This window comes from Enterococcus sp. C57 (genome assembly GCF_040887305.1).
GTDB classification, from domain to species: Bacteria; Bacillota; Bacilli; order Lactobacillales; family Enterococcaceae; genus Enterococcus_B; species Enterococcus_B hirae.
Genome location: NZ_JBFOFP010000001.1, coordinates 370,662 through 384,278 on the forward strand (window position 1 = coordinate 370,662; position 13,617 = coordinate 384,278).

Genomic DNA, 13,617 nt, shown 5'->3' on the forward strand with positions numbered 1-13,617 from the left:
ATAATCCGGAGGAATTTAATGATGATTAAAGTAATGTCGATCTTTGGAACACGTCCAGAAGCAATAAAAATGGCACCTTTGATCAAAGCGCTGGAAAAAGATGAGCGCTTTGAATCAATCGTGACGGTTACAGGCCAGCACCGTGAAATGTTAGACCAAGTGTTAGAAGTGTTTGAAATTACTCCTGATCACGATCTAGATGTGATGAGTGTCAATCAAACACTCACCGCTATTACAACGAAAGTTCTTTTATCATTAGAACCAATCTTACAAGCAGAACAGCCTGATATCGTCTTAGTTCATGGAGATACGACCACAACATTTGCTGCAGCGACCGCAGCATTTTATCAACAAATTAAAGTCGGACATGTCGAAGCAGGATTACGAACTTGGAACAAATGGTCACCGTTTCCTGAAGAAATCAATCGGCAAGCCACAGATGTTTTAGCGGATCTCTACTTTGCGCCAACCAATGAAAGTGCTGATAATCTTAGAAGAGAGCACCACGATGAAGCAAACATCTTCGTTACTGGCAATACGGCGATCGATGCGATGAGGTACACGATCGTGGCGGATCAAAAAAGCGATCATCTTTCGAGCAGCTCCACTAAACAATTATTAGTAACAATGCATCGACGTGAGAACCTAGGCGAGCCAATGGCGAACGTTTTTCAAGCATTAGGAAGGATTGCTGAAGAATTTTCTGATGTATCCATTATTTTTCCGATGCATAAAAATCCTAAAGTACGAGAATTAGCTGATACTATTTTAGGACAATATGAGAATGTTCAGCTGATCGAACCATTAGATGTCATTGATTTTCACAATTGTGCAGCCAAAAGTTATCTTATATTAACTGATTCAGGCGGAGTTCAAGAAGAGGCACCTTCTTTAGGTGTTCCGGTTCTTGTCTTACGTGATACCACTGAACGACCGGAAGGTGTAAAAGCCGGAACTTTAAAACTCGTTGGTACAGACGAAAAGACAGTTTATGACGAGACAAAACAATTGTTAACTGATGCAAAGGCTTATGAAAAGATGGCACAAGCAAAAAATCCTTATGGAGATGGTTACGCAAGTCAACGAATCTTAGAGGCAATCGCAGCCTCATTTCATTGATTACAGGTTACCAAAAAAGCAAAAAAAACTTTCCAACAATTTTGGTGGAAAGTTTTTTTTATTTTAAAGAAAAAATTGGTAAATTCTTTGAAATAAAATGAATTAAAATAAAGATGTGTACATATAAAAAGAAAAAAGGGGGAGTTGGATGGAAACACTGGAGCAACGAAAACAACGTAAAGCAAGAAAAAAGTTAGAAATGCAGCGTTTATGCAGGCTGTTAGATGTTGAAGGTTGGGAGCATAATGAATCGATCGTTAACGAAGTAAGAGCAATCGTTCGGCTAGGAAAAACACCAAAAAAAGAAACCAATCAATCTTAGAAGATCCAGCTCTATAAATGAGCTGGATCAAGGATAAAATCAAACATTATCCTTCAATCCTTCTAATAAAGGTTTCTTTTTTTTGTTTATTTGTAATCATCACATTGCAACCTCAGTGTGGGGATGATGTTTCGGAATCGAGATTTCAACTAAGTCATCTAATTCAATTACTTGGATTTCGTTTTCTTGATATAGGGCGTCATGGATTTTATTGAGGAAGTACGTTTTGACTTCTTCAATTTCTTTGGGTTGTATTTTTCGTTTTTCATTAATCAGTAAAATCTCGTTATGTTCCGGTGCTTCAGTGTAAACAATCATTGTATTGCCTGCAGTGTAAACCTTCACCATATGAGCATCTGTATTTTCCAATTGGTTTAAAACCAAACGTGAATGACTATTCGTTACATTGACAAATTTCATGGCGCTCACCTCTTTTATGTAGATTTTAGATACAACTTAATTTCATTATAATTTTTTTCTAATGAAAAGAACAGTATTTTGCTTTTTGTCAAAAAACAATCAAAAATCCGCTTTGAGCAATGAAGCACCCGTGAGAAAAGCTGTCGCTTTTTCATGGGTGCTTCATTTTTTATCAGTCGCAAAGCGAAGTTTTTGTCAGATGTTTAGTTTGTTGGCTCGTTTGTCGTTTCTTTGACTAAACGTTCTGGTTTAGAAGTGATCACAATTTTTTCTTCTTTATCCAATTTTGCTTTTAGTTCATGGATTGAAGGATGGTCTAAATAAAATTCAGCAATTCCATCTTCGATTTGTTCTTGGATCGTTCGACGAAGAGGGCGTGCGCCCATTGTTGGGTCATAGCCTAAGTCAACAAGTTTTTCTTTGACATTTGTCGGCACTTCGATATGCAGTTGTTGTGCTGCTAACATTTCATTGACTTCATCTAGCATCAAGGTAACGATGGTCATTAAGTTTTCTTTTGATAGCGCACTAAATTCGATGATTCCATCGAAACGGTTCAAGAATTCAGGTGTGAAGTAATTGTTTAGTTGGTTTAAAACAGAACGAGTAACCCCTTCACGAGCTGCTCCAAAACCGACATTTGCTTCGACTTTACCTGTACCAGCATTACTTGTCATAATGATGATCGTATCTTTAAAGCTTACTGTCCGACCTTGTGCGTCAGTCAAACGGCCATCATCCAAAATTTGGAGGAACATGTGTAACACATCAGGATGTGCTTTTTCCACTTCATCCAATAAAATCAAGCTATAAGGATTACGACGTACTTTTTCAGTAAGTTGACCTGCCTCTTCATAGCCCACATAGCCAGGAGGAGAACCAATCAATTTAGATACACTGTGTTTTTCCATGTATTCAGACATATCAAAACGAATCATTGAATCTTCGGAACCGAATAATTCAAATGCCAGTTGCTTGGCTAATTCAGTTTTGCCGACACCAGTTGGACCTACGAATAAAAATGATCCGATAGGGCGGTTTTTTTTGCTCAAGCCAACCCGATTACGACGAATAGCTTTTGCCACACGATCTACAGCATCGTCTTGTCCAATCACATGTGCTTTTAGATCAGTCGCAAGATTCTTCAATTGTGTTTGCTCTTTTTCTTTTAGATCGCCAACGGGGATGCCCGTACGTTCTTCCACAATTTTTTCCATATCTTTTTCTGTGATAACAGGCGTTTCTTCATCTGTTAATTGACGTTCTTTCATCTTTTCTAATTTACTGATTTGGTCACGATAATAAGCGGCTTTCTCAAAGTCTTCTTCTTTAGAAGCTTGGATTTTTTGTTCCTGTGCTTCTTCAAGTTTTTTATCGATGGTTTTAGGATCAACGATTTGAATCGTTAAGTTTTTCTTTGAGCCAGTTTCATCAAGCAAGTCAATCGCTTTATCTGGTAAGAAACGATCTTGAACATAACGATTTGAGAGAATAGCTGCAGCTTCGATTGCTTCATCGGTATATTTGACGTGATGGTAGTCTTCGTAGCGTTTTTGCAATCCTTTTAAGATACTGATTGTTTCCTCAACAGAAGGTTCAACGACCCGAACCGGTTGCATCCGTCTTTCTAAAGCTGCATCTTTCTCGATGATGCGGTATTCATTTAATGTAGTGGCACCAACCATTTGTAGTTCGCCACGAGCTAGAGCTGGTTTTAAAATATTTCCCGCATCCATGTTCCCATCACCGGCAGAACCAGCACCGACAATTTCATGGACTTCATCAATGAATAATATGACATTTTCAGCCTGCTTAATTTCTTCGATCAATTTTTGCATCCGTTCTTCAAATTGTCCACGGATACCAGTTCCTTGAACCAAAGAAACCACATCTAAACGAATCACTTCTTTATCCATTAATTTTTGCGGCACATCGCCATCTACGATTTTTTGTGCAAGTCCTTCAACTACGGCAGTTTTACCAACACCAGGCTCACCAATTAATACCGGATTGTTTTTTGTTCGACGGTTTAAAATCTCGATTACACGTTTGATTTCATCATCACGACCGATCACAGGATCAATGTCACCTTGACGAGCTTGTTCGGTGATGTTGATTCCGTATTCTCCTAAAAGACCTTCGGAATTTCCTTGTTGCGGTGGTTGACCGCCGTTAAAGTTGTTGTTACTACCGAATTGGGTTGGAGGAGTTTGTTCATAGTTTCCTTGCTGTTGCATTTGGCGGGACATGGAGCGGAATAAGTCGTCCAAGCTGCCAAAACCAAAAGGATCATTTTGAGCCATACTAGTCAGACCTCCATTTTGTTGATTTTTAATTTTTTGATAGCAACTTTGGCAGTAATCAAGTTGCGTTCTCTGTCCGTTTACTGTTGCATATAAGTGGATCGTTGCTTCATTTTTCCCACAATTTTGACAAAGCATAAATGATTCACGTCCTTTCACATGATTCACATGTTTCCATTCTATTTTACAACGCGTGACTACGAAGGTAAAAGAATAACCCTCATTTACTCAAAAGTTGAAAAGGTAAAAAAATGTTATTGACCATTATTGACCTTTGGCTATAATTATACTAAATTTTAGGACGCGTGCAAGTATTTAGTTTTTCAAAATAAACGAAGAAATGAATAAGTCGTTCTTCGATAAAAATGATAAATAGAAGGAGATATTTCACTTGGCAGAGTCTATTTTTTGTTTGCTTGTTTACTGAGGGATCAGTAAAGAGAATCAAAGCTACTAAAAAAAGAAGTGAGGTAGAATGAATACGGTTGTTATCCTATGTATTCATATTTTTAAAAGTAGTGCTAATTATTTTCCACACTTTTAGTTGAATTTAAATGAAAACTGTTGTATCTATCGGGAAAAAATGGTAATCTTTACAAATGAAAGGGTACTACTTATTAGTGTTCTTAGTAAACTGCTAAAAAAGAAAACCCTCACATAAAAACAACACTCACTTAAAGGAGACCGATTAATATGGAAAAGAAAGAATTTCACGTAGTAGCAGAAACTGGAATCCACGCACGTCCAGCTACATTATTAGTACAAACAGCAAGCAAATTTAACTCTGATGTAAACTTAGAGTATAAAGGTAAATCAGTAAACTTGAAATCTATCATGGGCGTTATGTCTTTAGGTGTAGGTCAAGGTTCTGACGTTACAATCACAGCTGAAGGTGCTGACGAAGCAGACGCAATGGCAGCTATCGTTGATACAATGAAGAAAGAAGGATTATCTGAATAATGGTTGAAATGCTAAAAGGGATTGCCGCTAGTGACGGCGTTGCCGTTGCAAAAGCTTACCTGCTAGTTCAACCGGATTTAACATTCAGTAAGACAACAGTAGAAGATACAGCAGCTGAAGCATCTCGTTTAGATGATGCTTTAGCAAAATCTACTGAAGAATTGCAACAAATTCGTGAAAAAGCAGCGCAAAGCTTAGGTGAAGCAGAAGCGCAAGTATTTGACGCACACTTGATGGTTCTGTCTGATCCAGAAATGGTTGGTCAAATTAAACAAAACATTAATGATAACAGCGTAAACGCTGAATCAGCATTAAAAGAAGTAACTGATATGTATATCAGTATGTTCGAAGCTATGGAAGACAACGCTTATATGCAAGAACGTGCGGCTGATATCCGCGACGTTGCGAAACGTATTTTAGCGCATTTACTAGGTGTGACATTACCAAATCCATCAATGATTAACGAAGAAGTAGTTGTTGTTGCTCATGATTTGACACCAAGTGATACTGCTCAATTAGATCGCAATTTTGTTAAAGCGTTTGTAACTGACATCGGCGGACGTACTTCACACTCAGCGATCATGGCACGTTCTTTAGAAATCCCAGCGATCGTAGGTACAAAAGAAATCACTGCTAAAGTCAAAGAAGGCGACATGTTAGCTGTTAACGGGATTGAAGGCGATGTAATCGTTGATCCTACAGCTGAACAAAAAGCTGAATTTGAAAAAATCGGTGCTGAATACGCTGCTCAAAAAGCAGAATGGGAAAAATTAAAAAATGCTGAAACTGTTACTGCTGATGGCAAACATTTTGAATTAGCAGCAAATATTGGTACACCAAAAGATTTAGTTGGTGTTCATAATAACGGCGGGGAAGCGGTTGGTCTTTACCGTACAGAATTCTTGTACATGGATTCTCCTGATTTCCCAACTGAAGATGACCAATATGAAGCATATAAAGCAGTTCTTGAAGGTATGGAAGGTAAACCAGTTGTCGTGCGTACGATGGATATCGGTGGCGATAAAGAATTACCTTACTTACAATTGCCTCATGAAATGAACCCATTCTTAGGCTATCGTGCATTACGAATCAGCTTGTCAGAACAAGGTGACGAAATGTTCCGTACGCAAATGCGCGCATTATTACGTGCATCTGTTCATGGAAACTTACGTATCATGTTCCCAATGGTAGCGACTCTTAAAGAATTCCGTGCTGCAAAAGCAATCTTTGAAGACGAAAAACAAAAATTATTGAATGAAGGCGTGGAAGTATCTGATACGATCCAAGTCGGCATCATGATCGAAATTCCAGCAGCAGCTGTCTTAGCTGACAAGTTTGCTAAGGAAGTTGACTTCTTCTCAGTAGGAACGAATGACTTGATCCAATACACTATGGCAGCTGACCGTATGAACGAACGTGTTTCATACTTGTATCAACCTTACAACCCATCAATCCTACGTTTGATTAAAAACGTGATCGATGCAGCGCATGCTGAAGGTAAATGGGCTGGTATGTGTGGCGAAATGGCTGGGGATCAAACCGCAGTTCCGCTACTTGTAGGTATGGGATTAGATGAATTCTCAATGAGTGCAACATCAATCTTGAAAACACGTAGTTTAATGAAACGTTTAGATACAACGAAGATGGCTGAACTTGCTGATCGTGCTTTGAAAGAATGCGACACGATGGAAGAAGTCGTTGAACTTGTAAATGAATACGTAAAATAATAATACGAGTAAAAGCTGGTACAGCGATAGTAGCTGTATCAGCTTTTTACAATGGGATTTTTACATATAGGTAAAAATAAGGAATGAAAAATAGAGTTATTTTAAAATAGGGCTTAAGTTTGAGTGACAGGTTCAGCGCTATGTTATACTATATAAATGAAGGAGGACGTAAGGTGAAGGTATTATTATATTTTGAAAGTGAAAAAATACTTGCGAAATCTGGTATTGGACGAGCGCTTGACCACCAAAAACGTGCTCTAAAAGAAATGGGGATTCCCTACACGCTAGATAGTAAAGATGACTATGATATCTTACACATCAATACATATGGTATCAATAGTCACAATATGGTCAATAAAGCAAGAAAAGACGGCAAGAAGATCGTCTATCATGCTCACTCAACAGAGGAAGATTTTCGTAACTCATTTATTGGCTCTAATCAATTATCGCCATTAGTAAAAAAATATTTAGTGGGATTATATCAAAAGGCGGATTATCTCATCACACCTACGCCATATTCTAAACGATTACTGGAAAGTTACGGCATAGATTTACCGATCCAATCGATATCAAATGGGATTGATCTAAAAAAATATCAACCAGATCCAATCAAAGAACAAAAATTTCGCGACTATTTCAAATTATCACCAGATCAGAAAGTGATTATCTGTGTTGGCCTTTTTTTTGCTCGTAAAGGGATCATTGATTTTGTAGAAATTGCAAAAAAACTCCCAGAATATACATTTATTTGGTTTGGACATGTACCTATGTATTCGATCCCAAAAAATATCCGACAGATTGTGAAAGAAGAACACCCAGATAATGTGATCTTTCCAGGATATATTCGGGGAGAAATTATTGAGGGTGCATACTCAGGCGCTGACCTTTTTTTCTTCCCATCTTATGAAGAAACAGAAGGAATTGTAGTATTAGAGGCACTAGCAAGTAAGCAAAATGTTCTTGTACGAGACATTCCAGTCTATGATGGCTGGTTAGAAGATAAAAAAAATTGTTACATGGGTCGCTCTAATGAAGAATTTACCTTATTGATCAAAAAGATCGTGGAAGAAGAAGTTCCTAGTCTAGTGGCAGCTGGATATCAGACTGCCCAAGCACGAAGTATTGAGAAAATTGGTGAGCAACTGAAACGGGTGTATATACAAGTGTTAGAAGAAGCAGATTCTTCCATAAATGAAAGACAAAATAATAAAGGGTAGTTTGGAGGCAAAAAATCATGAAAATTGGCTTTTTTACCGATACCTATTTTCCGCAGGTAAGCGGAGTTGCTACATCGATCAAAACCTTAAAAAATGAACTAGAAAAACATGGACATGAAGTCTATATTTTTACGACAACCGATCCAAATGCTGATAAAATAGAAAAAGATGTCATTCGTATGCCGAGTGTTCCATTCGTTTCCTTTAAAGATCGACGAATAGTGGTACGAGGTATGTGGTACGCTTATTTAGTAGCGAAGGAACTTGAATTAGAACTGATTCATACTCATACAGAATTTGGTGCAGGGATTTTAGGTAAAATGGTTGCTAAAAAGCTGAAAATACCATTGATCCATACGTATCATACGATGTATGAAGATTATCTACACTATATTGCTAAAGGCAAAGTGATACGTCAATCTCATGTCAGATATCTCTCCCGCTTATTTGTTAACCATACAACAGGGGTTGTCTGTCCCAGTGAACGAGTAATTGATACATTAAGAAGTTATGGTGTTGTCGCACCACTTCGAGTGATTCCTACAGGGATCGATATTGAGAAATTTAAAAGGGAAGGAATCACGCAAAAAGCTATCAAAGAAATCAGAGGATCGCTGAATATCAAAGATGATGAGTTAATGATCTTATCTTTAAGTCGTATCTCTTATGAAAAAAATATTCAAGCATTGGTCCAGGGGTTTCCCCAAGTTCTAAAAGCGTATCCCAATGCACGAATGGTGATCGTTGGCAAAGGGCCTTACCTTGAAGAGTTGCAAGAGCTAATCAACGAACTAGCATTGGATGAATTTGTCCAATTTACTGGAGAAGTCGATAACGAAGATGTGGTATTGTATTATAAAGCAGCTGATTACTTTGTTAGTGCCTCAACTTCAGAAACACAAGGTTTAACTTATACGGAAGCAATGGCTTCAGGGACACCTTGTGTAATTGAGGGAAATGCTTATCTTAATCGTTTGTTTGATCATCCCTCCCTTGGGAAAACATTTGAAACCGATGAGGATTTCGCACCAGCACTTATTGATTATATAAAAAGTGAAGTCCCTCGTGACCAAAAAGTATTGGAATCAAAATTATATGATATTTCCTCTACGCACTTTGGCGAAGCGATGATTGAATTTTATGAAGATATGATTATCTATCATGAAAAAGAAATGCAACGAAAAGAAGAAGAGGCATCCATCGAAAGAATAAAAATCAAATTAAACTCATTTAAACGATAAATTTAGGTATTTATCCTAAAAAAATCTTTGTTTCTGGCGTATACTTAGCATAGAGACAAAGATTTTTTGATTTTTAGGAGGTCACGAATATGAAATTAGGTTTTATCGGGACAGGAGTCATGGGACGCGCAATCACTGAGCATCTTATGAACGCAGGACATGAAGTAACTGTTTATAATCGAACAAAAGCAAAAACGGATGAGCTAGTCAAAAAGGGAGCCATTTGGGCTGAAACACCTAAAGATGTCACTAAAAATAGTGAGATCATCTTTTCGATGGTTGGTTATCCCAAAGATGTAGAAGAAATTTACTATGGCGAAAATGGGATCTTTGCAACGGATGTCCAAGATCGAATTTTGGTTGATCTAACAACTAGTACCCCAACGCTTGCAGAAAAAATTGCAAAAACAGCCACAGAAAAAGGCGCAGCTGCTTTAGATGCACCAGTTTCAGGTGGAGATCTGGGTGCGAAGAATGCCACTTTGACAATCATGGTTGGTGGTGAAAAAAGTGTCTATGAAAAAGCTTTACCTTTGTTTCAAGTGATGGGATCTACTTTTACTTTACATGGGACAGCAGGAAAAGGCCAACATGCGAAAATGGCAAATCAAATCATGATTGCAGGGACTATGACAGGCATGACCGAGTTACTTGCTTATGCTTCAAAAGCAGGACTTGACTTTGAAAAAGTCATTGAAACAGTCTCAGGAGGCAGTGCTGCAAACTGGTCATTAAGTAATTATGCTCCTCGTATTTTAAAAGAGGATTATACGCCAGGATTTTTTGTTAAACATTTTATTAAAGATTTGAAAATTGCGTTAGATGAAGCAGATAAAATGGCATTGAAGTTACCAGCGACAACGCAAGCTTTAAAATTATATGAACAATTAGCAGATCAGGGATTTGAAAATGACGGTACTCAAGCATTGATTAAGCTTTGGTGGCCTGAAGGAAAGAACCCAGAAAAAAAATCTTAAAAAACTCGCTTTTTTTGGAGAAAATCAATGCAAGTCGTCTGTGCTTTTGTTACAATATAACAGAAATAAGAAAAGGAGGACCTCCGATGGCACATTCACAATTAGTTGCAATCATTAAACGACTGGAGGCAATGGTCGAATCAGCAGATAATGAACTGCAAGTCCGTCGTTTTGAAAAAGAGGGCGTTGAAAAATGTACAGTTACTTATGACAAAGCAACTGAAACATTTGAATTAACTGAAACAGATTCACATCAACAATATGAATTTGACAATATCGATATCGTTGCAATGGAAATTTATGACTTGATCCAATAAAAGATCATGAAAGAAGCGTTCAGCTCTGAGCAACCAAGAGAGGATTTTTTAGAAAATCTTCTCTTGGTGCTTTAGAGCTGCTTTTTTTATGGCTTAATGGATCAGGCTTCGTTCGTAAGAAGTCTTCTTGAAGTGACCAGGATGGGCGTGTTCTATCCACAAGCGTTCGTATCAGCAAGAGACTGCTCCGATGAACAGAAGAAAAAGTGTGACGCCTATTTTTCCTTAGATTTTTTTCGGCTAGTGAGAAGATTAGGGGAATAATTGGTTAAATGGATAAAACAACGAAAAGAAACCGTGAACTGTAGACCAATGTTTGGTAGTTCAAGGTTTCTTTTTATTTTACAATTCATTTTGGGCGAGAATTTTCTTATGGTAACTCATTAGTATAAGGACGGGGTCAATTTCTTCTTTTTGCAACTGTCGCTTCAAGGACAAACCATCTTTTGCATTTTCATAATAAAAATAAGGAGATTCATCATTAGACGTAATGGCCGTTTCAGCCAGTTGACCGTAACAAATCAAATAATGTTTTTGTTTCGTTTCGTCCGCTGCCAGAGGTAAATGGAAAGTGATTTTAGGCGTCCTTAGAAATAGTTTCTGCGCCTGTATTCTTTTAATGAAAGCTGTGGATAACTCAATATCTTGTTGGATTTGGGCAGCTTTTTCAAAATTCAATTGTTCGATAAAATGATTTTGCCTTTTCTTCAAGTAAGTGATTAGTTTTTTATTGCGCCCTTGCAGCAGGTTTTGAATCTCTTTTTTCTTTTGTTCAAATGACAACTGATTCATTTCCGGTAATTGTGTATTTAAAGCTAAAAGGCTGATTTCAGATAGCCACGGCATCTGATAGGTTTCTTCAATGATGCGTAAAATAGCCGGCATTTTTTTGTAAAGTCGAAAGGGACCGTAAGTACGGGCAAGTGGCATATCCGAAAGGGAAAAACCATTATTTGTAATATGTAAATAATTATAGTTACTAAAATAGTTCATTTGACGGTTGTAAAAAGGGCGGTAGTACTGGATTAATTGACATTCTAACAATAGTGCATCTAATTCAGTATCCACGACGACAAAATCAAAGTCAGCGATATGATGAATCAATCGGCGAACTTTTTTTGAATGTTGTTTACTATGACGAAAATAACTACTTACTCGATTTTTTAATTGTTTCGCTTTTCCAACGTAAATCACAGTTCCGGTATGATCTTTCATCAAGTATACCCCAGGAAGCAAGGGGAGTTTTTTTACTTTTTCTTTCAACGTTCTTTCTCCTTTTTTATCAAAAAATACTATATCAAATTTACGGCAAAGGAACAACCTTTTCGTTTGCTGAGTCTTAAGTAGAAATAGTTTGATAATCAAAATATTTATTTGAGAAATATTTTTAATGTTTAAATGGGTGATTGTTGATTTAATAGGATTTTAAAATGAATTTTTTCTTAGAAAAAGTTCATAATCGAAAAAAATGAGCTTTTTAGGTTGCATTTTGAAAAAAGTTAAGATATAGTTTGAACATCAAATGATTTGATAATCAAACTAATTAGTGGATGGTGGAACATGGAACCAGATTTGAAAACAGTAAATGATTATCTTGTTAGTGTCTTCAATGATATTTTGACAATCGAAGAATCTGAATTAAAAAAATCTCAGTTCAAAGATTTGTCAATTACAGAGATGCATACGATCGAGGCAATCGGTATGTACAAGAAAAAAACGACTTCAGAAGTAGCCAAAGAACTGTCGATTACTGTTGGGACCTTGACCACTGCTATCAATAAGTTAGTAAAGAAAGACTATGTTGAACGCATTCGAAGTGAAGATGATCGACGAGTGGTGAAATTAGGACTGACAAAAAAAGGCAAACTTTTATATCGTGTCCATCAGCACTTTCATCGTGAAATGGTCAAAAATATCTTGGATGGCATGGCTACCGACGAACAGCAAGCTTTACTGGCTGCATTGAAAAACTTGCATGATTTTTTGCGAGATTACAAGTGAGGATTTTTAATGGAACAATTTGGAACGATCACAGCAACAGCTAGTGTCCTTCCCGAAAAAATCATTACCAATGATGATCTTTCCAAAATGATGGACACTTCAGATGAATGGATTTCATCGCGAACAGGTATCAAACAAAGGCGTTGCGTCACAGATCAAGAAACTTCTGATCTTTGCTATTTAGTAGCAGAAAAGCTCATCAAAAAAAAGAACATCGATCCGACAGAACTTGACTTCATTCTTGTAGCAACCATGTCTCCTGATTTTACGACACCCTCTGTGGCTGTCCAGGTTCAAGGTAAACTTGGTGCAACAAATGCAATTGCATTTGATCTTAGTGCAGCATGTTCAGGCTTTGTTTATGCTTTAAGCATGGCAGAGAAAATGATTCGGTGCGGTTCAAATAAAGGATTAGTGATTGGTGGCGAGACATTATCCAAATTAATCGATTGGTCTGATCGTTCAACGGCTGTCCTGTTTGGTGATGGTGCTGGTGGTGTGTTACTTGAAGCTGGTACAGAGCAGAAAATAATTGCAGAACATCTGGAAGCAGATGGCACTCGAGGATCGTCACTCACAGCTGGCTATCATTCGAACGGATCACCGGTGTATGTAAAGGATGCAAGAGGCTCTTTTTATTTATCAATGATAGGAAGAGATATCTTTGATTTTGCTGTAAGAGACGTTGCAAAAAACATTAAAGACATCACTCAAAATGTGTCAGTTGATTATCTGCTTTTACATCAAGCAAATCTTAGAATCATTGAGAAAATTGCACGCAAGGTAAAAATACCGCAAGAAAAATTCTTAACCAATATGGATAAATACGGAAATACCTCTGCTGCAAGTATTCCAATCCTATTAGATGAAGCGGTAGCTAGTGGGCAAATCACTTTAGGAAAAAAACAAAAAGTAGTATTTACAGGTTACGGTGGAGGTTTAACATGGGGAAGTATCCTCATGGAACTGTAAACTGATAAAACATAAAATTGTAAACAATATCGGAGGAATAT

Annotated in this window: 13 protein-coding genes; 10 read left to right on the top strand and 3 right to left on the bottom strand. The window is 37.3% G+C overall.

All coding sequences use genetic code 11. From position 1 onward, the window contains the following. Nucleotides 1-18 precede the first annotated feature (18 nt). Together wecB and AB5M32_RS01670 are read left to right on the top strand one after the other, a co-directional pair. Nucleotides 19-1,119 (top strand): non-hydrolyzing UDP-N-acetylglucosamine 2-epimerase, encoded by a 1,101-nt coding sequence (wecB, locus tag AB5M32_RS01665; RefSeq protein WP_178286506.1) that lies wholly within the window; start codon nucleotides 19-21, stop codon nucleotides 1,117-1,119. A 148-nt stretch (nucleotides 1,120-1,267) separates the two neighbouring features. Then, nucleotides 1,268-1,441: a hypothetical protein gene (locus tag AB5M32_RS01670; protein ID WP_010719688.1), complete on the top strand. Its 174-nt coding sequence runs from the start codon at nucleotides 1,268-1,270 to the stop codon at nucleotides 1,439-1,441. A gap of 99 nt (nucleotides 1,442-1,540) precedes the next feature. On the opposite strand, the gene AB5M32_RS01675 is transcribed toward AB5M32_RS01670, so the two are convergent. Together AB5M32_RS01675 and AB5M32_RS01680 are read right to left on the bottom strand one after the other, a co-directional pair. Further along, a complete protein-coding gene (locus AB5M32_RS01675; RefSeq protein ID WP_010719687.1) occupies nucleotides 1,541-1,861 on the bottom strand; it encodes a DUF1827 family protein in 321 nt (106 codons plus the stop codon). 203 nt (nucleotides 1,862-2,064) lie between these two features. After that, the gene (locus AB5M32_RS01680) at nucleotides 2,065-4,302 is read right to left on the bottom strand and encodes an AAA family ATPase (RefSeq protein WP_368024262.1); all 2,238 of its coding nucleotides are present in this window, start codon (nucleotides 4,300-4,302) and stop codon (nucleotides 2,065-2,067) included. Between the two features lie 555 nt (nucleotides 4,303-4,857). Here AB5M32_RS01680 and AB5M32_RS01685 point away from each other — a divergent pair. From AB5M32_RS01685 to AB5M32_RS01710, 6 genes are all read left to right on the top strand, one after another. Next, nucleotides 4,858-5,124 (top strand): phosphocarrier protein HPr, encoded by a 267-nt coding sequence (locus AB5M32_RS01685; RefSeq protein WP_010719685.1) that lies wholly within the window; start codon nucleotides 4,858-4,860, stop codon nucleotides 5,122-5,124. After that, nucleotides 5,124-6,851, top strand: coding sequence for a phosphoenolpyruvate--protein phosphotransferase (ptsP, locus tag AB5M32_RS01690; RefSeq protein WP_010719684.1), 1,728 nt, complete (start codon nucleotides 5,124-5,126; stop codon nucleotides 6,849-6,851). Before AB5M32_RS01685 ends, ptsP begins: the two co-directional genes overlap by 1 nt. A gap of 173 nt (nucleotides 6,852-7,024) precedes the next feature. Next, on the top strand, nucleotides 7,025-8,068 hold the full coding sequence (locus tag AB5M32_RS01695) for a glycosyltransferase family 4 protein (RefSeq protein WP_368024257.1): 1,044 nt from the start codon (nucleotides 7,025-7,027) through the stop codon (nucleotides 8,066-8,068). Between the two features lie 17 nt (nucleotides 8,069-8,085). Then, complete coding sequence (locus tag AB5M32_RS01700; protein WP_178286502.1) at nucleotides 8,086-9,309, top strand: glycosyltransferase family 4 protein; 1,224 nt, start codon at nucleotides 8,086-8,088, stop codon at nucleotides 9,307-9,309. 89 nt (nucleotides 9,310-9,398) lie between these two features. Beyond that, nucleotides 9,399-10,286 (top strand): NAD(P)-dependent oxidoreductase, encoded by an 888-nt coding sequence (locus AB5M32_RS01705; RefSeq protein WP_178286500.1) that lies wholly within the window; start codon nucleotides 9,399-9,401, stop codon nucleotides 10,284-10,286. 86 nt (nucleotides 10,287-10,372) lie between these two features. Beyond that, nucleotides 10,373-10,603 (top strand): YkuJ family protein, encoded by a 231-nt coding sequence (locus tag AB5M32_RS01710; RefSeq protein WP_010719680.1) that lies wholly within the window; start codon nucleotides 10,373-10,375, stop codon nucleotides 10,601-10,603. Nucleotides 10,604-10,945: 342 nt separating this feature from the next. Here AB5M32_RS01710 and AB5M32_RS01715 read toward each other — a convergent pair whose 3' ends face one another. Beyond that, entirely contained in the window at nucleotides 10,946-11,818 is an 873-nt protein-coding gene (locus tag AB5M32_RS01715) for a GIY-YIG nuclease family protein (protein ID WP_178287289.1), read from the bottom strand. Nucleotides 11,819-12,163: 345 nt separating this feature from the next. Between AB5M32_RS01715 and AB5M32_RS01720 the strand changes: the two genes are divergently transcribed. After that, nucleotides 12,164-12,604 (top strand): MarR family winged helix-turn-helix transcriptional regulator, encoded by a 441-nt coding sequence (locus tag AB5M32_RS01720; protein ID WP_010719678.1) that lies wholly within the window; start codon nucleotides 12,164-12,166, stop codon nucleotides 12,602-12,604. A 9-nt stretch (nucleotides 12,605-12,613) separates the two neighbouring features. Next, nucleotides 12,614-13,576, top strand: a complete 963-nt coding sequence (locus AB5M32_RS01725; RefSeq protein WP_063626826.1) for a beta-ketoacyl-ACP synthase III — start codon at nucleotides 12,614-12,616, stop codon at nucleotides 13,574-13,576. Nucleotides 13,577-13,617: the final 41 nt, after the last annotated feature.

Excerpts from the sequence above, each read along its gene's own strand:
- AB5M32_RS01725 (WP_063626826.1), top strand. The coding sequence starts at position 12,614 with ATGGAACAATTTGGAACGATCACAGCAACAGCTAGTGTCCTTCCCGAA.
- wecB (WP_178286506.1), top strand. The coding sequence starts at position 19 with ATGATGATTAAAGTAATGTCGATCTTTGGAACACGTCCAGAAGCAATA.
- AB5M32_RS01720 (WP_010719678.1), top strand. The coding sequence starts at position 12,164 with ATGGAACCAGATTTGAAAACAGTAAATGATTATCTTGTTAGTGTCTTC.
- AB5M32_RS01685 (WP_010719685.1), top strand. The coding sequence starts at position 4,858 with ATGGAAAAGAAAGAATTTCACGTAGTAGCAGAAACTGGAATCCACGCA.
- AB5M32_RS01715 (WP_178287289.1), bottom strand. The coding sequence starts at position 11,818 with ATGAAAGATCATACCGGAACTGTGATTTACGTTGGAAAAGCGAAACAA.
- ptsP (WP_010719684.1), top strand. The coding sequence starts at position 5,124 with ATGGTTGAAATGCTAAAAGGGATTGCCGCTAGTGACGGCGTTGCCGTT.
- AB5M32_RS01700 (WP_178286502.1), top strand. The coding sequence starts at position 8,086 with ATGAAAATTGGCTTTTTTACCGATACCTATTTTCCGCAGGTAAGCGGA.
- AB5M32_RS01675 (WP_010719687.1), bottom strand. The coding sequence starts at position 1,861 with ATGAAATTTGTCAATGTAACGAATAGTCATTCACGTTTGGTTTTAAAC.
- AB5M32_RS01670 (WP_010719688.1), top strand. The coding sequence starts at position 1,268 with ATGGAAACACTGGAGCAACGAAAACAACGTAAAGCAAGAAAAAAGTTA.
- AB5M32_RS01680 (WP_368024262.1), bottom strand. The coding sequence starts at position 4,302 with ATGCTTTGTCAAAATTGTGGGAAAAATGAAGCAACGATCCACTTATAT.
- AB5M32_RS01705 (WP_178286500.1), top strand. The coding sequence starts at position 9,399 with ATGAAATTAGGTTTTATCGGGACAGGAGTCATGGGACGCGCAATCACT.
- AB5M32_RS01710 (WP_010719680.1), top strand. The coding sequence starts at position 10,373 with ATGGCACATTCACAATTAGTTGCAATCATTAAACGACTGGAGGCAATG.